The sequence below is a fragment of the Comamonas sp. MYb396 genome (assembly GCF_037479555.1).
Classification (GTDB): Bacteria; Pseudomonadota; Gammaproteobacteria; order Burkholderiales; family Burkholderiaceae_C; genus Comamonas.
Genome location: NZ_JBBGYU010000011.1, coordinates 184,019 through 205,174, shown reverse-complemented (window position 1 = coordinate 205,174; position 21,156 = coordinate 184,019). Strand labels below are relative to the sequence as shown.

17 protein-coding genes are annotated in these 21,156 nt (G+C 62.9%); 2 read left to right on the top strand and 15 right to left on the bottom strand.

Going from position 1 to position 21,156, the window contains the following annotated elements; all coding sequences use genetic code 11:
* Positions 1–16 precede the first annotated feature (16 nt).
* The 8 genes from WH265_RS22215 to WH265_RS22180 all read right to left on the bottom strand — a co-directional run bounded on the left by WH265_RS22215 (position 17) and on the right by WH265_RS22180 (position 7,949).
* Entirely contained in the window at positions 17–466 is a 450-nt protein-coding gene (locus WH265_RS22215; protein ID WP_021028951.1) for a DUF2147 domain-containing protein, read from the bottom strand.
* Between the two features lie 40 nt (positions 467–506).
* The gene (locus tag WH265_RS22210; protein ID WP_339559679.1) at positions 507–2,309 is read right to left on the bottom strand and encodes an acyl-CoA dehydrogenase C-terminal domain-containing protein; all 1,803 of its coding nucleotides are present in this window, start codon (positions 2,307–2,309) and stop codon (positions 507–509) included.
* 27 nt (positions 2,310–2,336) lie between these two features.
* Positions 2,337–3,071 carry a TetR/AcrR family transcriptional regulator gene (locus WH265_RS22205; protein ID WP_339559678.1) on the bottom strand — a complete coding sequence of 245 codons (735 nt, stop codon included), beginning with the start codon at positions 3,069–3,071 and terminating at the stop codon, positions 2,337–2,339.
* 170 nt (positions 3,072–3,241) lie between these two features.
* Positions 3,242–3,922 (bottom strand): nucleoid occlusion factor SlmA, encoded by a 681-nt coding sequence (gene slmA, locus WH265_RS22200; protein ID WP_021028954.1) that lies wholly within the window; start codon positions 3,920–3,922, stop codon positions 3,242–3,244.
* A gap of 200 nt (positions 3,923–4,122) precedes the next feature.
* Positions 4,123–5,016, bottom strand: coding sequence for an acetylglutamate kinase (gene argB, locus WH265_RS22195; protein WP_133855766.1), 894 nt, complete (start codon positions 5,014–5,016; stop codon positions 4,123–4,125).
* 73 nt (positions 5,017–5,089) lie between these two features.
* Positions 5,090–6,190 (bottom strand): glycosyltransferase family 4 protein, encoded by a 1,101-nt coding sequence (locus tag WH265_RS22190; RefSeq protein ID WP_021028956.1) that lies wholly within the window; start codon positions 6,188–6,190, stop codon positions 5,090–5,092.
* Complete coding sequence (locus WH265_RS22185; RefSeq protein ID WP_339559677.1) at positions 6,190–6,990, bottom strand: glycosyltransferase family 2 protein; 801 nt, start codon at positions 6,988–6,990, stop codon at positions 6,190–6,192. Before WH265_RS22185 ends, WH265_RS22190 begins: the two co-directional genes overlap by 1 nt.
* Before the next feature lie 65 nt (positions 6,991–7,055).
* Entirely contained in the window at positions 7,056–7,949 is an 894-nt protein-coding gene (locus WH265_RS22180; protein ID WP_445228565.1) for a glycosyltransferase family 2 protein, read from the bottom strand.
* 93 nt (positions 7,950–8,042) lie between these two features.
* On the opposite strand from WH265_RS22180, the gene WH265_RS22175 reads away from it, so the two are divergent.
* Positions 8,043–11,741 carry a methyltransferase domain-containing protein gene (locus WH265_RS22175; protein ID WP_339559675.1) on the top strand — a complete coding sequence of 1,233 codons (3,699 nt, stop codon included), beginning with the start codon at positions 8,043–8,045 and terminating at the stop codon, positions 11,739–11,741.
* A gap of 64 nt (positions 11,742–11,805) precedes the next feature.
* Complete coding sequence (locus WH265_RS22170) at positions 11,806–13,845, top strand: glycosyltransferase family 2 protein (RefSeq protein ID WP_339559674.1); 2,040 nt, start codon at positions 11,806–11,808, stop codon at positions 13,843–13,845.
* Between the two features lie 42 nt (positions 13,846–13,887).
* Here the strand turns inward: WH265_RS22170 and WH265_RS22165 are convergent, their stop codons facing one another.
* From WH265_RS22165 to WH265_RS22135, 7 genes are all read right to left on the bottom strand, one after another.
* Positions 13,888–14,754 (bottom strand): class I SAM-dependent methyltransferase, encoded by an 867-nt coding sequence (locus WH265_RS22165; protein WP_339559701.1) that lies wholly within the window; start codon positions 14,752–14,754, stop codon positions 13,888–13,890.
* A gap of 14 nt (positions 14,755–14,768) precedes the next feature.
* Positions 14,769–15,665, bottom strand: a complete 897-nt coding sequence (locus WH265_RS22160; protein ID WP_339559673.1) for a class I SAM-dependent methyltransferase — start codon at positions 15,663–15,665, stop codon at positions 14,769–14,771.
* Positions 15,666–15,751: 86 nt separating this feature from the next.
* Complete coding sequence (locus tag WH265_RS22155) at positions 15,752–17,074, bottom strand: ABC transporter ATP-binding protein (protein ID WP_339559672.1); 1,323 nt, start codon at positions 17,072–17,074, stop codon at positions 15,752–15,754.
* The gene (locus WH265_RS22150; protein WP_339559671.1) at positions 17,071–17,874 is read right to left on the bottom strand and encodes an ABC transporter permease; all 804 of its coding nucleotides are present in this window, start codon (positions 17,872–17,874) and stop codon (positions 17,071–17,073) included. Before WH265_RS22150 ends, WH265_RS22155 begins: the two co-directional genes overlap by 4 nt.
* Positions 17,875–17,975: 101 nt before the next feature.
* Positions 17,976–18,869 carry a peptidylprolyl isomerase gene (locus WH265_RS22145; RefSeq protein ID WP_339559670.1) on the bottom strand — a complete coding sequence of 298 codons (894 nt, stop codon included), beginning with the start codon at positions 18,867–18,869 and terminating at the stop codon, positions 17,976–17,978.
* Between the two features lie 185 nt (positions 18,870–19,054).
* Complete coding sequence (locus WH265_RS22140; RefSeq protein ID WP_339559669.1) at positions 19,055–20,557, bottom strand: cell surface protein; 1,503 nt, start codon at positions 20,555–20,557, stop codon at positions 19,055–19,057.
* Between the two features lie 179 nt (positions 20,558–20,736).
* Positions 20,737–21,153, bottom strand: a complete 417-nt coding sequence (locus WH265_RS22135; RefSeq protein WP_339559668.1) for a hypothetical protein — start codon at positions 21,151–21,153, stop codon at positions 20,737–20,739.
* Between the last annotated feature and the right edge of the window lie 3 nt (positions 21,154–21,156).

Sequence of the window (21,156 nt, the reverse complement as noted above, 5' to 3'; positions counted from 1 at the left end):
CCGTTGTATTCAAAACCTATTCGACGCGCGACCAGGTCTGCGTGCGGCCAAAGGGGCCAATCGATCCGCGCACATCGAGCTTGTTGCCGTTGTCGGCAGGCGTGAGCTTGAGGCTGTAGCTGCTGCCGTTTTCCGGGTCCAGGATCTTGCCGTCTTCCCAGACGGCCTTGCCCTGCGCCTGCTTGGCACCGCGGATGATCTCCAGGCCGACGAGCGGCTGGCCCTTGCGGTCATCGCTGCAGCGGTCGCAGACGGCCTGCGGATCGGCGCCCTTGCGCAGCAGCTTTTCCACCTTGCCGCTGAGCACCCCGCCGCTGTCGCTGATGCGCACCTCGGACTTGGGCTCACCGCTTTTCTCGTCAAAGGTGCGCCACAGGCCCACCGGCGACATCTCGGCAGCCAGCGCTGGCAGTGCCACCGCCAAGCTGCCAGCCACCATCAGCACAGGTTTCAGCAAGGTTTGCATCAGGGTCTCCTTCGGTGTTTTTCGGCAGCACTGCAGGCGGTCAAGCCAGCGCGGCGTCGGTGTTCATCAAGAGCTTGCTGCCGGTGCGCATGGTGCGCACGCGCAGGCCCGCCTCGGGGAAGAGGCGCGCAAAGTAAAAGCGCGCCGTCTGCAGCTTGGCTTCGTAGAAGGTCTTGCCCGTCACATCGCCTTCGGCCAGTGCGCGCAGCGCGGTCTGGGCCATGCGTGCCCACCAGTAGCCCATCACCAGGTGGCCCATCACGCAGAGATAGTCGGTCGCGGCGGCCCCCACTTCGTCGGGGTTTTGCAGCGCCTTGAGGCCCAGCTCGGTGGTGATGCCGGTCATCTGGCCGGCCAGCTGCGCCAGCGGGTTGATGAAATCGGCCATGCGTTCGTTGACGCCCTCTTCCTCGACCAGACCCTGCACCAGCTTGCCCAGCGCCTTGAGCGCCGCACCCTGGTCACCCAGCACCTTGCGGCCCAGCAGGTCCAGCGCCTGGATGCCATTGGTGCCTTCGTAGATCATGTTGATGCGCGCATCGCGCACAAACTGCTCCATACCGGTTTCATGGATGTAGCCATGGCCGCCAAACACCTGCTGGCACAGCACGGTCACCTCAAAACCCTTGTCGGTCAAAAAGGCCTTGAGGATGGGGGTGAGCAAGGCGACCTGCGCGGCATGGGCCTTGCGCAAGGCTTCGTCGGGGTGGTTCAGCTCTTCGTCGACCAGGGCCGAAGTGGCGATCATCATCGCGCGGCCGCCTTCGCTGTAGGCCTTGGCAGTCAGCAGCATGCGGCGCACATCGGGGTGGACGATGATGGGGTCGGCCGGCAGGTCCTTGGCCTTGGTGCCCGAGAGGCTGCGCATCTGCAGCCGGTCCTTGGCATAGGCCAGCGCGTTCTCGTAGGCCACGGCCATCAGACCCAGCGACTGGTTGGCCACACCCAGGCGCGCGGCATTCATCATCACAAACATGGCCTGCAAGCCCTTGTTGGCCTGGCCGACCAGGCTGCCCACGGCGCCATCGATGGCGATCTGCGCGGTGGCATTGCCATGGATGCCCATCTTGTGCTCCAGTCCCGAGCAGCTGATGGGGTTGCGCGCTCCCAGCGAGCCATCGGCATTGACCAGGAACTTGGGCACCAGGAACAGGCTGATGCCCTTGCTGCCCTTGGGCGCATCGGGCAGGCGTGCCAGCACCAGGTGCACGATGTTGTCGGTCATGTCGTGCTCACCGGCGCTGATGAAGATCTTGTTGCCGGTGATCTTGTAGCTGCCATCGGCCTGCGGCTCGGCCTTGGTGCGCAGCATGCCCAGATCGGTGCCGCAATGGGGCTCGGTCAGGCACATGGTGCCGGTCCATTCACCGCTGGTGAGCTTGGGCAGGTAAAGCTTTTTCTGCTCGTCCGAGCCATACACATGGAGTGCCTCATAGGCGCCGTGCGACAGGCCGGGGTACATGGCCCAGGCCTGGTTGGCGCTGTTGAGCATCTCATACAGGCACTGGTTCAGCACAAAGGGCAGACCCTGGCCGCCATAGGCGCTGTCGCACGACAGGGCTGCCCAGCCGCCTTCCACATACTTGGCATAGGCTTCCTTGAAGCCCTTGGGCGTGGTCACGCTCGAATCGGCCGGGTTGCGCGTGCAGCCTTCGGCATCACCAGGCAGGTTGAGCGGCTGCACGACCTCGACCGCAAACTTGCCGGCCTCTTCCAAAATCGCATCCATGGTGCCGGTGTCCACCTCGGCATAGGCCGGCAATTGGGCAAAACGGGCGGGCAGGCCCAGCACTTCTTGCATGAGGAACTGCATGTCGCGCAGCGGTGGGGTGTACTGAGGCATGGAAAGTCCTTTGGAAAAATGACGAGGTCAAACAGAAACGGAAGCGGGCGCATCGGGCTGCGCCGCCAGGCATGGGGCCAGCGCGGCATCGATCAAGACAGCCTCGCGCTCGGGGTGGACGGCATGGCGCAGCAAGACGCCGCGCAGGCCAGCGGCGGCATGGCGCAGCGCCTGCGGGCCATGGAGAAAGCGGGTTTCATAGTGCAGCGACAAAATGATGCCGTGCAGCTCGAACAGCACCTGGTCGGGCGCGACATCGCTGCGCAGCTGGCCTTCGGTCTGGGACTGCACGATCGCGCGGCGCATCGCATCCATCCAGATGCGCACCGACTCGGACAGCGCATCGCGCACATCGCCGGGCCGGTCATCAAACTCCACCGCGCCGCTGATGTAGAGGCTGCCGTAGAGGCGGCTGGCATCGTTGGGCTGGGCGGTGCTGCCCATCCAGCCGGTGGCCATGTGCAGCATGCGGGCGAGCCCGCGCGGCACCTGCAGCGCCGGCACAAAGATCTCGCGCTCAAAGCGCTCGTGGTATTCGCGCACCACCGAGCACTGCAGCTCCTCGCGTGAGCCAAAATGGGCAAACACGCCGGACTTGCTCATGCCCATGGCCAGCGCGACCATGCCCAGCGACAGGCCATCGAGCCCCTCTTGGGCGGCCAGGGACAGGGCAGCATCCACAATCGCAGCACGCGTTTGGGCGCCTTTGGCCAGCTTGGCGATCTCGGCAGGGCCTGGGGTGGAAGCAAGGGGTTTGGTCATAAATCAAAAAATAGCACGATCGTTCTTTTTTTGATTCTTGCACAAACCCAGTGTGCTGCCAACCGCTGGTGTGCAAAGCAAGGGTAAACCACGGCAACGGCCGTGCCCCGCATGAAAAAAGCTGCTGGCCTTGTCAGGCTCAGCAGCTTTTGCGATGGGGTGGGCTGGCGTCAGTGCGCCATCAAGGACAGGCAGGCGTCGAGCTGCTCGGTAGGCAGGCGGCGGAAATCCGAACGCGCAAAGCGCTGCAGGCGGCCAATCAGGAAGGACATCAGCACGCTGGAGCGCACATTGGCATCCACGGTGGGCGTAGCCGATGCATCGCCGCCGGGCACCACGCGCAGGCACTGGCGCAAGGTGGTCTCGATGCGCTCGAAGAACTGCTGCATGCGCTGCTGCAGGCGGGGGTTTTCGGACTGCAGCGCGTCGCCCAGCATTACGCGCACCATGCCGGGGTTGCGCTCACCAAACTGCAGCACCATGGCCACCACCCGGTGGGCCTGGGCAATGCCCTGCTCCACGGTCTTGGCGGGGTCCGGCACATCGCGGCCGGTGATCTGCACGGCCAGGCTGTAGACGGACTGCTCGATGAACTCGATCAGGCCCTCGTACATCTGGGCCTTGCTGGCAAAGTGGCGGTAGAGGGCCGCCTCGCTGATCGACATTTGCGCGGCCAGTGCCGCCGTGGTGATGCGGTCTGCGCCTGGCTGCTCCAGCATGGCTGCCAGCGTCTGCAGAATCTGGATTCGACGCTCTCCGGGTTTTGGACGTTTACGGGTAGGTGCCGGGTTAGCGGCTTCTAGCGGCGCATCGACGAGGTCGGCGGCGAAAGAAGATTCTTGATCAGACATGCGTTGAATATGAGGCTGCACCCGACGCAGTCTCCCAACACCGCCAGGTATTTTTTATTGATAAAAGTAAGGCACTCGCCTCACAGGTTGCCAGCGCAACCTTGGGCCCTCTGTAACATCTTACTGCAAAAGAACTGCAGAAAAATGATAAAAATCATGTGCATTGCTAGATGCACAAATCAATTACGCAATCAAATGTATCAATAACTACGAATCATTGTTCCGTAGGCCGTGTCAGTCAAAATTTCGAGCAGCATCGCGTGTGGCACGCGGCCATCGACAATATGCACGGCATTGACACCGCTCTTGGCGGCATCGATGGCGCCGGCCAATTTAGGCAGCATACCACCCGAGATGGTGCCGTCCTCAATGAGGTCATCGATCTGGCGCGAGGTCAATTCGGTCAGCAGCTGGCCTTGCTTGTCGAGCACGCCGGGGATGTTGGTCAACAGCATCAGCTTTTCGGCCTGCAGCACGGTGGCCAACTTGCTGGCCACCACATCGGCGTTGATGTTGTAGCTCTCGTTGTTCTCGCCAAAGCCAATCGGGCTCACCACGGGGATGAAGGCGTCATCCTGCAGCGCCTTGACCACGCTGGGGTCGATGGACAGGATGTCGCCGACCTGGCCGACATCGTGCTCGACCGACGGATCCTTGTTGTCCTTCAACTTGAGCTTTTGGGCGCGGATCAGGCCGCCATCACGGCCCGTCAAGCCCACGGCCTTGCCGCCAGCCTGGTTGATCAGGCCCACGATATCCTGCTGCACTTCGCCGGCCAGCACCCATTCGACCACTTCCATGGTTTCGGAGTCGGTCACGCGCATGCCCTGCACGAACTTGCCTTCCTTGCCCAGGCGCTTCAAGGCGTTTTCGATCTGCGGGCCACCGCCGTGCACCACCACAGGGTTGATGCCCACCAGCTTGAGCAGCACCACGTCTTCGGCAAAGTCGGCCTGCAGCTCGGGGTCGGTCATGGCGTTGCCGCCGTACTTGATGACCATGGTCTTGCCATGGAACTTGCGGATGTAGGGCAGTGCCTGCGCCAGAATTTCAGCCTTGTCGCGCGGGGCAATGGAGAGAGAAGGAGTCGTCATGGTTGCAGGCCTTTACAGCAGCGGAGAAGATGCAAAACGCGCATTGTGCCCCAAAGTGCCGCCTGCCTGCTGATCAGCGAATCCAGCCTGGTAGCTTGAAGCGCACGATCACCAGATAGGCAGCGACATAGGAGACACAGAACAGCGCACAAAAACCGATGAGGATATAGGTGTTGCGCCAGAACAGAACCGCCGGCACCACGGTGAGCAAAGTGAACGCCCACAAATACGGTGCGGTCCGGTTATTGCGGCGCAGCATGCGGCGGGCGGCGTTTTCATCGAGCACGCTGCGCACGATACGGCGGTAGATCAGCTGGTGCAGGTGCAGCGCGTCGGCCATGCCCGGCGAGTCGCCGCGCGCTAGCTTGCGGTAGATGGAAAACATGGTCTCCCAGACCGGATAGATGAGCAGCAGCATCGGGAACCAGGGCGAGACGATGGGGTGGCGCTGCACCAAGGTGATGCTGCAAAAGGCGATCACGATGCCCCAGACATAGGCGCCGCCATCGCCGGCAAAGAGCTGGCCCATGGGGTAGTTCCAGAACATGAAGCCCAGGGTGGCGGCTGCGGTGATCACCAGGATCGCCGCCAGCTCGCGGTCGCCCAGCTGCAGCGCCACATGGGTGAGCGCCGCGCAGATGATGACCGCCACCATGCCGGCCAGGCCGTTGTAGCCATCGATGATGTTGAAGGCATGGGGCAGGCCGGCAATGGCCAGCACGGCCAGCGCCATGCCCAGCCAGGGCGCGGCGCTCAGCGCCGTATCGAGCCAGACCAGGCCCATGCGCGGCACGGTCATGCCCAGCAGGTAGACGGCCAGCAGGCCGGTCAGCAGGGTCAGCACCAGGCGGTAGCGCACCGTCATGCGCTGGGTCATGTCCTCGGCAATACCGCCAGCCACCGCCGGCAGCATCGCCATGAAGAAATACAGCACCCACTGGTTCCAGTGCAGTGCATTGCCGTAGTAGCCCCACCAGTTCTGCAGGCCGGCCACGCCCACCGTCAGCACCAGGCTGACAAACATGGCCAGACCGCCCAGCCGGGGGATGTTGCCCATATGGAAGCGCTGGGGCAAATCCTTGCCATAGCGTTTGGCATGGCCGCGCATGCGGCGCACGATGAAACCCGCGCCAATGAGCGTACAGAGAAAAGCGACCACTGCCAGGAAAATCATTATTCAGTCATCGTGAGTGCTGCCGTGGGGGTGCGCCGGAGCAAGGCCCGGGCGCGCCAAAAAACTGCCGAGGCCCACAGCCGCAGCAAGCTGCGAATATGCCACAAAGCATGGCGGGCCCGGCGGTGGCTGGCGCGCTGGCCGGCATGGCCTATCACGCAATCAGCACGCGCCAAGGTCCAGCCCGCCAGGCGCAGGCGCAGGCACAGATCCACATCCTCGCAGTACATGAAGTACGCGGTATTGAGCCCGCCAATGCCCTGCCAGACGGGGGTGGGCAGCAGCCACATCGCGCCATTGACCCATTCGGCCCGGGTCTCGCGCCGTTTGACCGCATAGCGGCGCAGCAGGGACCAGGGGGTGGGCAGCTCCCGCTCGCTGTCCTGCAGCTGACCGTTTTCATCCACCTGCATCGGGTAGGCCAGGCCCACGCCCTGGCGCTGCAGCGCGCGCACCAGCGCGGGGAAGGGGTTGCCGCCGCGCAGGTCCACATCCGGATTCAGCACGCAGACCAGCGGCTCCGTCGCGCCCGCCAAGGCGGCATTATGGTTGGCCGAAAAGCCTTGCGGCACGCTGTTGTGGCGCAGCTCCAGCACAAAAGGCCAGCCGCCTGCAGGTGCCAGGGGCGCAGGCTCGGGCAGGTTCAAGGTCAGCACCACGCGGCTGACACCGTTGCCGCCAGCGCCGTGCAGCGCCAAGGCATCGAGCAGCTGCTGCACCATCGCCCCATGGCCATGGCTGACGACAGACAGGGCAATAGCGGGAATGGACGGAGGCAAGGAGGTGGGGCTGGCGGACATCAGCGGGCATTATCCATCAGCGGCCCGCGCGGAAATCAGCCCAGCGCGCCAGTTGTAACAGCGCCTCAGTACAGGCGCAGCGCCAGCAGCACACGCAAGATCAAGGTGTCGACCTTGCTCATGCGCCAGTAATAGCGCTGGACTGACGCACGCAGCGCCGTCGTCCAGCTGCTGCGCGAGCGGATCAGCATGCGCAGCTGGCGGCGCTGGGCATCGGCCAGGTCGGCGCCATGGAGCCGGTCGAACTCGCTCAGCTGGTCGATCCAGCCCGGGCCCGCCTGGCGCAGCCGGCGCCAAAAGCGCTGCACGCGCGCCCATTGGCCCGCCAGGCCCTGCTTTTGCATGCCGATGGTGTTGCTGCCATGCTGGCGGTAGAGGATATGGCTCTCGCTGTCGAACACCACCTGGCCAAAGGCCGACACCACCAGGTAGGCCCACCAGTCATGCGCCAGGCAAAAGCCGGGGCGCTGCGCCAGCAGGCGCTCGCGTGCCGCGCGGTTGAGGGCCATCGTGCAACCGGTCGCAATGTTCTGCACCAGCGCATTGCCCCAGCCAATGCAGCGGCGGTCGTAATCGGGCGAAGGGCCGATGGGCTGCAGATCGCGGTCCACATACTGGGTGCGCGAGCAGTAGAGCGCAGCGCCCTGTTCGCCTTCCAGCAGCGCCAGCGCGCGGCTCACCTTGCTGGGCAGCCAGACGTCATCCTGGTCACAGAAGAAATAGAAGCCATAGCCCGCGCCCACGTTTTGCAATAATTCGTAAAAACTAGCTACAAAACCAAAGTTTTCGCCGGCCTGGATGTGGATGTTGGGATGGATGCTGGCATAGCGCCGGACAATAGCCAGGCTCTGGTCACTGGAGCCGTCATCGCGCACCCAGATATCGCAACCCGCATGGCTTTGCGCCAGCAGGGAATCGAGCTGCGCAGGCAGAAACCGCTCGCCGTTGTATGTAGACAATAGAATTGCCACACGATTTTGCTTGTCAGTCATTCATCTTTCACCTGCATCTGCAGGCCTATCTCGGCAGAATTCCTACCCATTCCCATATCCATGACCCGCGAACACCACGTCTACACCCGCCACATCGATCTCCAGCAGCGCAGCTCGCTGTCCGTGCTGGCGAACAAGATACCGCCGGGCGCCCGTGTGCTCGATCTGGGCTGCGGCCCCGGCGTGCTGGGCCAGTACCTGCACGAGCACAAGGCCTGCACCCTCGATGGTGTGACGTTCAGCGTCGAGGAGGCCGCGCTCGCCAGGCCGTATTATCGCGATCTGGCCGTGGCCGATCTGGAACAGATCAACCTGGCGGAGGCTTTTACGCGGCGTCAGTATGACTATATCGTCTGCGCCGATGTTCTTGAGCACCTGCGCCAGCCCGAGCAACTGCTGGCCGACTGCCGCGATCTGCTGGCAGAAAACGGCGAGATTTTGGTCTCCATCCCCAACGCCGGCTACTGCGGCCTGGTGATGGAGCTGATGCAGGGCGAGCTGCGCTACCGCGAAGAAGGCCTGCTCGACGCCACCCACCTGCGCTTTTTCACCCGCCAGTCGCTGCTGCGGCTGATGCAAGCGGGCCAGTGGAGCGTGCAGTCGATCGAGACCATCGACCGCCCGCTCGACGAATCCGAATTTGCCCGCACCACCGCCGACAGCCTGCCGCCCGCCGTGATGCGCTACCTGCTGGCCCAGCCCGATGCGCTGGCCTACCAGTTCATCTGCAGCATCCGGCCCTGCAGCGATGCTGCTGCCGCCCAGGCCCATGCGCTGCTGGCGATCGAGAGCGAGGCCAACAAGGCGCATGCCAGCTTCACCACCAACCTGTACTGGGCCGATGCCGGCCAGTTCAGCGAATCGCACAAACTGATTGCCAAGGGCCAGATTGGCGCCCTGCAGCAGAGCATTCGCTTTGCGCTGCCCCGCTTTGATGGCGCCCAGCCCAGCCTGCGTTGGGACCCGGCCGACCGCCCCGGCTTTTTGCACCTGCATGCGATGCGCCTGTATGACGCCAGCGGCGCCCTGCGCTGGCGCTGGGACGCCGACCAGCCCGAAGCGCTGGCCCAGGTGCCGCACAGCCAGATCAGCTGGCAGCCGGCCCCCGCCACCGCGCCGGGCAGCACCCTGCTGTTGCTGACCGGCGATGACCCGCACCTGCACCTGCCGATTTCCCCGGCGCTGCTGCAGGACTGCCTGCAGACCGAGGGCGCCGTGCTCGAAGTGAGCCTGGGCTGGCCCATGTCGGCCGACTACGCCGCGCTGGCCGATAGCGCCCAGGAGCTGCAGGCCCGCATCCGCCATGCCGACACCGAGGTGCTGCGCGCCCAGCAGGCCCAGGCCGATGCCCACACCCAACTGCGCCTGCTGCAGGCCCATATGCAGGCGCAGAAAGACAACCTGGAAGCGGCCATTGCCCAGCAGCAAGAGCATATCCAGGGCCAGCAGACCCATATCGGCAACCTGCAAACCCATCTGGGCAATATCGAGGCCTCAGAGGCCTACCGCGTGGGCCAGAAACTGGCCAGCGCCAAGGCCCGGTTGCGCGGCCGGCCTGCGCCCGCCCCGGCCGTCGTGCATGTGCCCGAGCCAGAGCCTGTGCAGGATGCAGTGCAAGCAGTCGATGCAGCGGAGATGATGGCTGAGGTGCAGGATGAGACCCTGCTCGCCGTCGTGGTCGAGGAAGCAGCGCCCGCTGACACCCTGGCCGAGCCGGTGCGCCCGCTGGCAGCCGCCCAGCCCGCGGCCATGGTCGACATCATCGTCCCGGTGTACCGGGGCCTGGGCGATACGCAGCGTTGCCTGCAATCGGTGCTGCAGGCGGCGACGCAAACCAACAGCCAGCTGGTGGTGATCAATGACGCCAGCCCCGAGCCGGAATTGACCGCCTGGCTGCGCGAGCTGGCCCAGCAGGACAGCCGTGTGCAGCTGCTGGAGAACGACAGCAACCTGGGCTTTGTGGCCACCGTCAACCGCGGCATGGCGCTCAACCCCAGCCACGATGTGCTGCTGCTCAACAGCGACACGGAGGTGTCGCACGAATGGCTGGACCGCCTGCACCGGGCGGCCTACAGCGCCACCGACGTGGGCAGCGTCACGCCGCTGTCCAACAACGCAACGATCTGCAGCTACCCGCGCTTTTGCGAAAAGAATGCGCTGCCGGCCGACGCCGATCTGCTGCGCCTGAACCACCTAGCCGCCAGCGCCAATGCCGGGCAGACGGTCGAGGTGCCCACCGGCGTGGGCTTTTGCATGTACATCCGCCGCGACTGCCTGGCGCAGACCGGCCTGTTCGATGTGGCGCATTTCGGCAAAGGCTACGGCGAAGAGAACGACTTTTGCATGCGCGCCCATGACCTGGGCTGGCGCCATCTGCTGGCGCTGGACAGCGTGGTGCTGCACACCGGCGGCGTCAGCTTTGGCGACAGCAAGACGCCGCGCGAGCAGGCCGCCTACCAGACCCTGCTGCAACTGCACCCCCGCTACGACAGCCTGGTGCAAGCGCATCTCAAGGCAAACCCGGCCCAGGCCGCGCGCAATGCCATCGACAAGGCGCGCCTGCGCCAGCACCCGCTGCCGCGCGTGCTGATGGTGCTGCACAACGCGGGCGGCGGCACGCTGCGCCATGTCAAGGAGCTGGCCCACAGCCTGCGCGACCGCGCGGTATCGCTGGCCCTGACCCCGCTGGAAGACAACTACATCCGCCTGCAGTGGCTCGATGCCGCCGAGGGCTATGACGAGGAGTTCCACTGGCCCACGCAGTCTGAAGCGCTGGTGGCGCTGCTGCGCGAGCTGGGCGTGAGCCATGTCCACTTCCACCACCTGATGGGGCTGAACCTGGAAGTGATGCGCCTGCCCGAGCTGCTGGGTGTGCGCTATGACTTCACCGCCCACGACTACTACGCGATCTGCCCGCAGATCAACCTGATGGAGCCCACCCACAACCCGCGCTATGCGGCCTTGGGTGTGCCACAGTGCCCGCAGTGCTCGGGCGCCGAGCCGGCACCCACCGGTGAGTACATCGATGCCTGGCGCATGCGCCACCGCCTGTTCCTGAACCAGGCGCGCTATGTGCTCGCGCCCAGCAAGGATGCGGCACTGCGCATGCACCAGTACTTCCCCGATGCGCCAGTGCGCTATGTCACGCACCATGACATCCCCGATGCCGCCTCGCTGCCTGTTCCCAAGGGCCAGCCGCTGGCGCCCCATGCCCATCTGCGCGTCTTTATCCTCGGCGGCGTCAGCCTGGCCAAGGGGGGCGATGTGATGGAAGCCGTAGCGCTGGCCGCCGCCCAGAGCCAGGCGCCTGTCGAGCTGCACCTGCTGGGCTACCCGCACCGCCGCATGCGCACCCAGCCCCATGCCAGCCTGACCATCCATGGCCCCTATGACGATGCCGACCTGCCCGCGCTGATGGCGCGCCTCCAGCCCGATGTGGTCTGGTTCCCGGCGCTGTGGCCCGAGACCTATAGCTACACCTTGAGCGCCTGCCTGCAGGCGGGGATGCCGGTGATCGCGCCCGATATCGGCGCCTTCCCCGAGCGCCTGGCAGGCCGCCCCTGGACCTGGCTGCGCCCCTGGAGCACCTCGGCCGACGAATGGCTGGCGCTGATGCAGGAGATTCGCCAGCGCCAGTACGTGGAAGGCCAGCCACCGCTGCCGGCGCCGGCGGCTGCGGTCGAGCGGAAGGCCCAGTACCTGCAGCCCTGGAGCTACGGGCACGATTACCTGACGGGCCTGCGCCAGTCTGCCAATTAAATAAAATAGGCCAATAGTGCTTGCAAATCAAGCACCCACCGCTACAAAAACAAAGAGCCATTCCTTGTCATCCACTCTCTCTACCTTGCGCAAGCTGCCCCACAAGCTGCGCCAGCTGGGCCGCAGCCTGTACCTGCTGGCCGCCGATCCACGCCAGTTGGGCAGCAACAGCCGCAGGCTCTGGCGCGCCTGGCGCACGGGCGGCACCCAGATGCTCAAGCACCAGCTGCTGTCGCTGGGCCATCCCGATGCACCGACGGTGCCCGTCGCCCCTACCGATGCCTGGCAGGACTACCAGCAGCGCCTGGCCAGCGAAGTGCTGCCCGTGCTGCGCGCCGAGATTGCCGCGTTAAAGCAGCCCGTCAGCATCTCCATCCTGGTGCCCACCTACAACACCGACCCGGCCATGCTCACCGCGATGGTCGACTCGGTACGCGCCCAGATCTACCCGCACTGGGAGCTGTGCATTGCCGACGATGCATCGCCCAAGCCCCATGTGCGCCAGATGCTGCAGGAGCTGGCCGCGCAGGAGCCGCGCATCAAGCTGCACCTGGGCGAGAACAACCATGGCGTGTCGCACGCCAGCAACCGGGCGCTGGCGCTGGCCACGTCTCCGTTTGTCGTACTGCTCGACCATGACGACCTGCTCCAGCCCCAGGCCATCTACCGCGTCGCCCAAAGCGTCATGGCCGATGACCCGGACATGCTGTACTCGGACGAAGTGCTGGTCAGCCCTGATGGCAAAGAGGTGCTGCAGTACTTCCACCGCCCGGCCTTCTCGCCCGAATATCTGCGCAGCCACCCCTATATCGTGCACATGGTGGGCTTTCGCACCGCGCTGCTGCGCAGCCTGGGTGGCTTTGACGAGGCCTTGGGCATCTCGCAGGACTACGACCTGATCCTGAGGATCAGCGAAGCGGCCAGCCGCATCGTGCACCTGCCGGAGATCCTCTACCAATGGCGCACCCACACCGGCTCGGCCGGCCACGACAAGATGGCCCAGGTGATGAGCACATCGACCGCCGTACTGCAGCGCCACCTGGACCGCAGCGGCGTGGCGGCGCGCTCGGCCCCCGGGGTGTCGTTCAACTTCTTTGAAACGCAGCACCAGATCGCCGATGGCCAGCGCGTGGCCATCATCATCCCGACCAAGAACTACGGCAGCCTCGTGCGCCAGTGCGTGGACAGCATCCGCGCCACCGTGCAGCATGCCGCCTACGACCTGATCGTGATCGATCATGCATCGACCGAGCAGGCCAGCCTCGACTACTTTGCGCAACTGGAGCAAGAAGGCAGCGCCACCGTGCTGCGCTACCAGGGTCCCTTCAATTTCTCGGCGATCAACAACTGGGCGGTGCGCCAGCTGACCCGGCCCTACAGCCACTACCTGTTCTGCAACAACGACATCGAGGCGCTGGAGAGCGGCTGGCTGGAGCACATGCTGTCGCAGTGCCAGGACGCGAGCGTGGGCATGGTGGGCGCGCAGTTGCTCTACCCTGACCGCACCTCGATACAGCACGCCGGCGTCTGCGTGGGCGCCTTTGGCATCGCCGAGCACTATGGCAAGTTCTTGAAGCTGCCGCCCGACCGCGTCGATATCGCCTTCATGGGCCGCCTGGTGAGCACGCACGAAGTATCTGCCGTGACCGCCGCCTGCCTGCTGATGCGCAAGGACGCGTTTGATGCCATCGACGGCTACGACGAAAAGCTGGCCGTGGGCTTTGGCGATGTGGACCTGTGCCTGCGCAGCTTGCAGCTAGGCTGGCGCGTGCTGTACTGCCCGCAGGCCACCTTGGTGCACCATGAGTCGATCACCCGGGGCAAGGCCGAAGGCTACGACCCGCACCCCGAGGATTCGGCGCTGTTCGCCAGCCGCTGGCGCGATTTTCTGGACCAGGGCGATCCCTACTTCCACCCCGCATTTGAAGTGCGCCATACCTGCTGGCTGGTGCGCACGCCGCTGCACTGCCAGCCCTCGATCAACCGCCGGCTCTTTAGCCGCAGCGGCCTGGGCCAGCGCATGCAGCGCCTGAGTTACAGCGCCAGCGTCTCGGTGCCGCTGCAGCCGGCAGCAGCTGCGGCAGGCACCCAACCCGCCGCCTGACGGAAAACTGGCCGGGGCCCAGAGCGGGCTGCCGGCCAGCGGTCAAACGGGGCGCTGCAGCAGCAAAAAGATCTCGTTGTTGGTCAACACCTCACGCGGGTACTGCGCCAGCAAGGCCTCGGGCACGGGCCCCGGTTCATAGTGGCGGCGCTCCTCGCGCGCCACCGTAAAGCCCGCCTCCTTGGCCAGCGCCACCAGCTCATCGGCAGTCAGGCGGTTGAGCTCCTGGTATTCCTTGAACACAAAGCGCTTGTAGCCCTCCGGCCCAAAATCGGCAAAGCCAAAGTCCACCTCATCGGGGCTGAGTTCGCCGTCATAGCCTTCAATCACCGTCCAGAGCGCATCCTCGTCCACCAGCAGGTGGTGCCAAGCCACATCGTCATAACGGCGTAGGTGCGAGCCAAAGGCCGAGTAGAACAGCGGCTCGATCTGCAAGAAGAAATGCCCGCCGGGCTTGAGGCAGGCCAGCAGGTCTTTCAGGATGGGCAGCAGCTGGTCGCGCTGCACATGCTCAAAGGTCGACCAGCTCATGATGCCGTCATAGAGCGGCGCCTGGCCCGCCAGCGGCGCGCTGGGCGTGATGGTCTGAAAACTCAGCGCCGCCGGAATGCGCTGCATGCCCAGTTGCTCCTGCGCAATGCGGGGCAGCTTGGCGTATTCCTGGCGCACATCGATGCCGTGGATGGCCCCCGCGCCATGGCGCAGCACCAGGGCCAGATCGGTGATGCCATCGCCGCAGCCAAACTGCAGCAGCCGGGCCGAACTCACATCCATGACCGGGCTGAGCCACTGTGCCACCACATCGGATGCGTAGTGGAAGTGAGAACGGAACCACTCGTCGGTAATTCGGCTGTCGTCAAAGTCAGGCAGGCCCAGCAGCTTTTCACGCAATTGCGCCAGGCGGCGCATACGGCTTCCGCGGTTCATGATGGCTTTCGCAGCACGTACACATCCTGGTGGTTCCAGAACTGCACGGGCGAGAAATATTCGAGCTTGTCGGCGCCCGCGGTCTCGGCAATGCGGGCGCGCACAAAGGCTTCGGTCGTAAAGGCTGTGCCGTACTCGTTCGGGTCAATCGCGTGCGACTCGCTCGACGGCGCAAAGAAAAATCCCTCGTCGTCGAGCGGTACGCTGTCAAACCGGGCCGCCTTGATGCCATGCGTGCTGAACACCAGAATGCCCCCCGGCGCCACCACGCTGTACAACACCTGCAGCCAGCGGCCCCAGGTGGCGCGCGGCAGGTGGCTGAACAGCGACAGCACAAAGACCGTGTCGTACTGGCGCGGCGCCACCAACTGCTCAGGGACGCTGGCCGAGACAAAGCCCTGCACGCCAAAGGTGCGCTGCGCGAAGTCCACCGCATCGGGCACCACATCGGACACCGTCACCTTGTCCGGCCCCAGCAGATGGGCCAGATGGCGGGTAAAGCGGCCATGGCCGCTGGCAAACTCCAGAAAATGCTGGCTCTGCACCAGCGGCTGGCCCACCCGCTCCATCACCGTCATCAGCTCGGCCAAGGTGCGCCAGCCATCGGCCAGGTAATCGCGCAGCGGGTTGCTGCTGCTGGCGTGGCCGGCAAAGAAGCCAAAAATATCATCGGCCGAGGAAATCGTGCAGTCCAGGCCAAAGATGTTGCGAAACGAGCCAGTCAGCCCGTGCTGCTCGATCAGCGCATGCGCTGCCAGCATCACGTCCTTTTCGGCACGGGCACGCAGCAAGAGGCCCGAGGCCGCTTCAAAATTGCCATGTGCCAGCATCAGCTGGGCATCGGCCAGCAGCTGCTGGCCCTGGCTGGTCGCAGAGGGAGAATTCGTGGTCATAAATCTGGTGGCGATGAGCGCGCCAGCGCAGATGCTGGCGCGCTCGTTGGCTGGGGTGCAAGCCGCACGCACTCTTGCGCGCAGCCTCAGCCCCAGTGGTGGGGCAATCGTACCAGCCCAGGCAGTGGCTTGGGGTAGATAAAACGGAAGACGCTGTACTGGAACCATTGGTCGTAAACGGCCAGGCCCGAGCCATCGAACAAAAAGGCGCTGACCACATAGTCACCGCTGTGCAGTGGCAGATCGGGGAAAGTCAGCACCGATTGCCAGCTGCCGTCGGCCAATTGCACGGGCACAGCGCCTTCCTCGTGCGTGGCCAGGCAGGCAATGCCCACACCCTTGTTCTGCTCGATCATGAAGCCGATATTGGGCCGCTCTGCACCATTGCCGCGTGCCTTGATGGTGACGACCAGATTCTGGCCTTGCAGCACCGGTGGGTCGCCTGGGCCCAGGTTGGCAATATCGACCGACAGAATGCAGGCGTTGCCAGCGTCTTCAGACGGGGGCAGGTCCGGTGGCTGCACGGCATATGGGGTGTCCAGCGGATCGGCAGGCTCGGTGGCGATAGCCGCTGCGGCCACATCGGCCAATGCACCGGGCGTTAGGCCTGCCGCATCATCGCCCCACTGCAGCTGGTCCTTTTCATCCCGCTTTTGGCGGGTGCGCACATCGTATGCCGCCAGCACCGCCTCGGTCTCGCCAAACATCTGCACCTGCCCCTGCTCCAGCCACAGAGCGGCATCGCAGAGATGGCGGATATGATAGGGGCTGTGCGAGCAAAAGAGGATGGTGCAGCCCTTTTGGCGAAAGTCCAGAATGCGCTCGATGCACTTTTTCTGAAAGCTCTGATCACCCACGGCCAGCGCCTCATCGACGATCAGCACATCGGGCTGCACGGCAGTGACCAGCGCAAAGGCCAGGCGCACATTCATACCCGAAGAATAGGTTTTGACGGGCCGGTCGATGGCGTCCTGCAGCTCGGAGAACGCAATGATCTCGGGTTCGAGCTTGCGCATTTCCTCATGGCTGATGCCAATCAGGCTGCCGGCAAAATACAGGTTGTCGCGGCCGCTGAAATCGGGGTGAAAACCAGCGCCCAGCTCCAGAATGGCGGTAATGCGGCCCGAGCGCTCAATCGAGCCTGCGGACGGTTGCATGGTGCCGGCCAAGAGCTTGAGCAGCGAGCTTTTGCCGGCCCCGTTGTCGCCCACCACGCCAATGCACTGGCCGCGTCCCAGGCTGAAACTGACATCGCGCAGCGCCCAGTGGCTGCGGTGCATGGCACGGCCACTCAGCAGCGCCTTCACCCGCTGGCGCGGCGAATCATAGAGCTTGTATTCCTTGCCCAGGTTCTTCACCACCAGCACGGCGGCGGTCTCTTGCATCTTCGCCATCTGCATGCCCGTCATAGCCAGTCCACCAGCTGGTCGCGGCTGCGCCGCACCAGCACATTCACCACCACGGCAAGCACTGCAATCCACACAGCGCTCACCACCCAGACCTGCAGCTCAGGCCACTGGCCTTGCAGCAGTGCCGACTGGTAGCCCATCACATAGGACGCCATCGGGTTGAGCCATAGCAACCAGCGCCAGCCCTGCGGAAACATCGTGATCGGAAACAGAATCGGTGTCAGGTAAATGCCCACCGACAACGCAAAGCCCACCAGCTGCACGGTATCACGCAGGGCTGCTGCAAAAATCGCCAGCGCATAGGACAGCAGCAAGGTCATCAGCAGTTGCATGGCCATCAGCGGCAGCAAGGCCAGTACCCCCCATTGCATATGGTGAACGGGGATATAGCACAGCGCCAGCAGCAGCATCAAGGGGCCAAAGATCCAGGAGCTGGCCAGCACCGATCGCACCGGAAACAGCACCGGCGGCAGCGGGTTCTTCTGCAAGATGGAGCCCGCCTCCAGCAGGCTGCCCATCCCGCGCGAGACCGCATCGCAAAAGGCCATCCAGGGTAGCGCGCCGACAATCAGAAAGGTGCCCACTGCATGGCTGGATGCACCCTCTCCCAGCCGCATCGCAAACACGATGTCGAACACCAGGTAGTAGGCCGCCACGGACAGCAGCGGCTGCAGGTAGGGCCAGATGACGCCCAGCGCGGTACCGGCATGGCGCGCTGCCACTTCTCGGCGCGTCATCACGCCGACCAGGGCGCGACTGGCGACCAACTCGCGGGTATTTTTTATCAGGGAGTCCAGCATAGACAGGGGCTTATCAATGAGCGTGCCAAGCCTATCAGCATGGCATAAACAAGTCGAGGAGGCAGGGCCTCCTCTTTTGTTGTCCGTCTTGGGACAAGATCTTATTTTTGTACCGCAAACTTGGCGGACAAGGCTTCCAGATTGGCAGAGTCGGTTTTTGTCTGCTCATTGATCTTTTCTACTTCAGCTGTGCGTGCCTGCTGGATCGCCTGCTGGATGAATTGCTTCTCCAGTTGAGGCTTCACCTCCTCCAACGCCATGGTTCGGGCAGGCTTCTTTTCAATCAGCTTGATGATGTGGTAGCCAAACTGCGTCTTGATGACTGGACTCAGATCGCCCGGTTTGCTCAGCGCAAATGCAGCTGCTTCAAACTCAGGAGCCGTCTGACCGCGGGGGACCAAGCCCAGATCGCCGCCTTTGAGCGCAGAGCTGGTATCCGAAGAGTTCTCCTTGGCCAATTTGGCAAAATCAGCACCAGATGCTGCCTCTTGGCGCAGCTTCTCGATCTGCGCCTTGGCCTTTGCATCGTCCTGGTTGGCAATCAGAATGTGAGCCACATGCGCCTGTTCAGGCGCTTGGTACTTGTCTTTGTTGGCCTGGTAGGCTGCACGGACCTGTGCGTCCAGTAACTTTTGATCGGGCGTGTGCGCCTTGTCGAACGTCACCAGATAGGCGTCCGACAGAATCTTGTCGTTGGCGATTTTCAGCGCAGCTGCAGTCTCGGACTGCTTGCCCATTTGGGCCTCGGTCGCACGCAGTGCTAGAACGCGACGAATGTAGATCGCATCAGCCATCTGGGCAACACTGTCCTTGCGAGCCAGAAAGGATGCACGCATCTCAGGAGGGAGTCGCTTGGCATCGCTCAAGATGTCGCTCTCCCGCACTGCTACACCGTGGCCTTCAATCAGCACGGGATCTGCCGTTTGTGCCATTACAGCCGCACTGCTGGCACCCAATACAGCCACCAATCCCAGGGAAGTCAACCAACTACGCATCTAGCATTCCTCAACTCAAAAGATGCAGCATAGCAAAAGCTGAGCAAACAAGAATTCATGGAACCCCAGCGGAAAGCACGGGCATCCAACACCTTACAAAAAACAAAAAAAGGACAGAGATTGCTCTCTGTCCTTTTGGACTCACTAGAAATCTAGCTCGTAAGCCCCGAAGGGCCTAAGAGAGATTACTTAGCGAAACGGTGAGGCCAGGTGATACCGTAGGTACCGCTGAAGCCGTTAGCCAGACCGCCGCTGTTGGACAGCTTGATGAAGGAGGAACCAACCACTGGCAGAGCCTTGGTGTAGTTGATAGCGCCCCAACCGTTTTCGTAACCAACTTGAACGTTGGTACGAGCAACGGTTGCACCCAGCACCGACTTGCCAGCTGCGTCGTTGAACGACAGCACGTTCACTTCGCCGCAGAAGTCCAGACCCTTCAGCAGGCTAGGCGAGATCACAGCGCCGTTGCGCTTGGAGGTTTCTTCACGATCCCAGAAGGTGTAGCCGCTGGTGTTCGCGCAGATCAGACCGTTAGCGGTGTTCACGTAGGTGTTGGTTTCGGTGAAGTAAGCTGCACCAGACAGGTCCACCACGCCATCGTTGAACACGCGGTAGCCAGCGTCTGCAGGCTTCTTCGTGTAGTCAGCGCCCACGCTGTAACGACGGGTAGGCATGGACAGCACCCAGTCAGTCTTAGCGGAGATAACCGCGTCCAGAGCGTACTGGTTCGACACACCAGTGTTGGCCACAGCTTGCGTCAGACGCGAAGCTTGTGCTTCTGGGTTAGCCGTAGCAGCCAGGTAAGGCGTCGACAGATCTGGGAAGTCGAAGTTCACAGGCTTGACGATACCGGCCTTCAGCAGTGGATCAGCAGTCAGCTGAGCTGCGTTGGTAGCGTTAGCGGCAGAGTTGGTTTCGTCCTGTGGGAACAGCACGAAGTTACCACGGCCATTGCCGCCGGTAGCGGCGATAGCGGTAGCAGCACCGGAGAACGTGGTGGTTTGGTTCACGTTCAGGATGTACCAGTCAGCAGTCAGCTTGCCCGATGGGGTGTCAAAACCGGAGGTCTTGGCAGCGGTCACGCTGGCAACATCCAGAGGGTTGATGCTCAGGGTTGCGTCCAGAACGTCGCTGGTGCAAGGTGCCACGCCGTTAACGTGCTTGGTAGCCTTGTACATCGCGGTGGAGGTACCGGAGATGTCAGCCATGTTCAGGATTTCGATGTAACCTTCCTTGGTCTGGGCAGCGTCAGCACCAGATGGCAGGCGGTCGGTCACGAACTGAACTTGTTGGCCACGGATATCGGGCAACGTGCAGCTCTTGTCGTTGGTCAGGAAGTACGAACCTTGTTCGTTGCCTTGCACCGAACCGGTCCACACGTCACCAGGCGACAGGAACACGGTAAAGTCCAAGATATCGTCAGAGTTGGCGGCGCCACGGAAACGAACCTTCAGAGCCTTGCCGTTGACGGTGTCGGTGTTCACCACGTGGAACACGGACATGTTGTCGTTTTGCGAGGTGAAGTAAGGCACCACCAGGATGTGACCTGCACCGCCTTCGCTCTGTTCCAGAGCAGTAGCGGTTGGGGGGGTCATCGTGCTGTTAGGGAACACGGATTGGGCAGACGCGGCGCCTGCAAAACCACCAATCATGGCAGCAATGCTCAGTGCCAGAACATTTTTCTTCATAAACACACTCCAGTTAAAAAAAGTTAGTCAGCGCAACTACCACGATTGTTTACGCTAAGAAATAATAGCATAGCGCTCACGGGGTATGCAAAGCAAGCAGCCTGTTTTTTTTAGCAGCCTGTTGAGTATTTACAACAGCCAACCGCATACAGATAAGCTTGCACGCATGCCTGTCAGCATCAAGGTGCCTGGTAGAGATTCCACCGACCGTCTTCGAGCAACCAAGTTTGCGTCGAATACATGTCAATGGTACCCATTTTTCGGCCAGGAATCGGAGGATTGACCTTCAAATTCACGCCAACCTCGCACTTTTCGGGCTCGCAAGTCGCCTTCTTCACCTCGGCACCCACCGCAAAGGTAGCCATGTAGTTCTTGGCAAAGCGCTTGTCATCGACCGCTTGACGGAAGGCATCATTCATATAGCTGCGGGCTTTCTCCGCATCACCCTTGAGGCGTGCATCCCAATAGCCTTGGGCACGCTTGGCAACGGCTTGTTCCGGCGGGTCTGGCTGAAAGCTGGCACAAGCCACCAACGAGGCGGCAGCGCCGATTGCAAACAAAGCTTTCGCGGATTGAATCATCAAATTTGAAGTCATTTT

Coding starts and splice junctions, on each gene's coding strand:
- WH265_RS22215 (WP_021028951.1), bottom strand. CDS start 466: ATGCAAACCTTGCTGAAACCTGTGCTGATGGTGGCTGGCAGCTTGGCG.
- WH265_RS22210 (WP_339559679.1), bottom strand. CDS start 2,309: ATGCCTCAGTACACCCCACCGCTGCGCGACATGCAGTTCCTCATGCAA.
- WH265_RS22205 (WP_339559678.1), bottom strand. CDS start 3,071: ATGACCAAACCCCTTGCTTCCACCCCAGGCCCTGCCGAGATCGCCAAG.
- slmA (WP_021028954.1), bottom strand. CDS start 3,922: ATGTCTGATCAAGAATCTTCTTTCGCCGCCGACCTCGTCGATGCGCCG.
- argB (WP_133855766.1), bottom strand. CDS start 5,016: ATGACGACTCCTTCTCTCTCCATTGCCCCGCGCGACAAGGCTGAAATT.
- WH265_RS22190 (WP_021028956.1), bottom strand. CDS start 6,190: ATGATTTTCCTGGCAGTGGTCGCTTTTCTCTGTACGCTCATTGGCGCG.
- WH265_RS22185 (WP_339559677.1), bottom strand. CDS start 6,990: ATGTCCGCCAGCCCCACCTCCTTGCCTCCGTCCATTCCCGCTATTGCC.
- WH265_RS22175 (WP_339559675.1), top strand. CDS start 8,043: ATGACCCGCGAACACCACGTCTACACCCGCCACATCGATCTCCAGCAG.
- WH265_RS22165 (WP_339559701.1), bottom strand. CDS start 14,754: ATGCGCCGCCTGGCGCAATTGCGTGAAAAGCTGCTGGGCCTGCCTGAC.
- WH265_RS22160 (WP_339559673.1), bottom strand. CDS start 15,665: ATGACCACGAATTCTCCCTCTGCGACCAGCCAGGGCCAGCAGCTGCTG.
- WH265_RS22155 (WP_339559672.1), bottom strand. CDS start 17,074: ATGACGGGCATGCAGATGGCGAAGATGCAAGAGACCGCCGCCGTGCTG.
- WH265_RS22150 (WP_339559671.1), bottom strand. CDS start 17,874: ATGCTGGACTCCCTGATAAAAAATACCCGCGAGTTGGTCGCCAGTCGC.
- WH265_RS22145 (WP_339559670.1), bottom strand. CDS start 18,869: ATGCGTAGTTGGTTGACTTCCCTGGGATTGGTGGCTGTATTGGGTGCC.
- WH265_RS22140 (WP_339559669.1), bottom strand. CDS start 20,557: ATGAAGAAAAATGTTCTGGCACTGAGCATTGCTGCCATGATTGGTGGT.
- WH265_RS22135 (WP_339559668.1), bottom strand. CDS start 21,153: ATGACTTCAAATTTGATGATTCAATCCGCGAAAGCTTTGTTTGCAATC.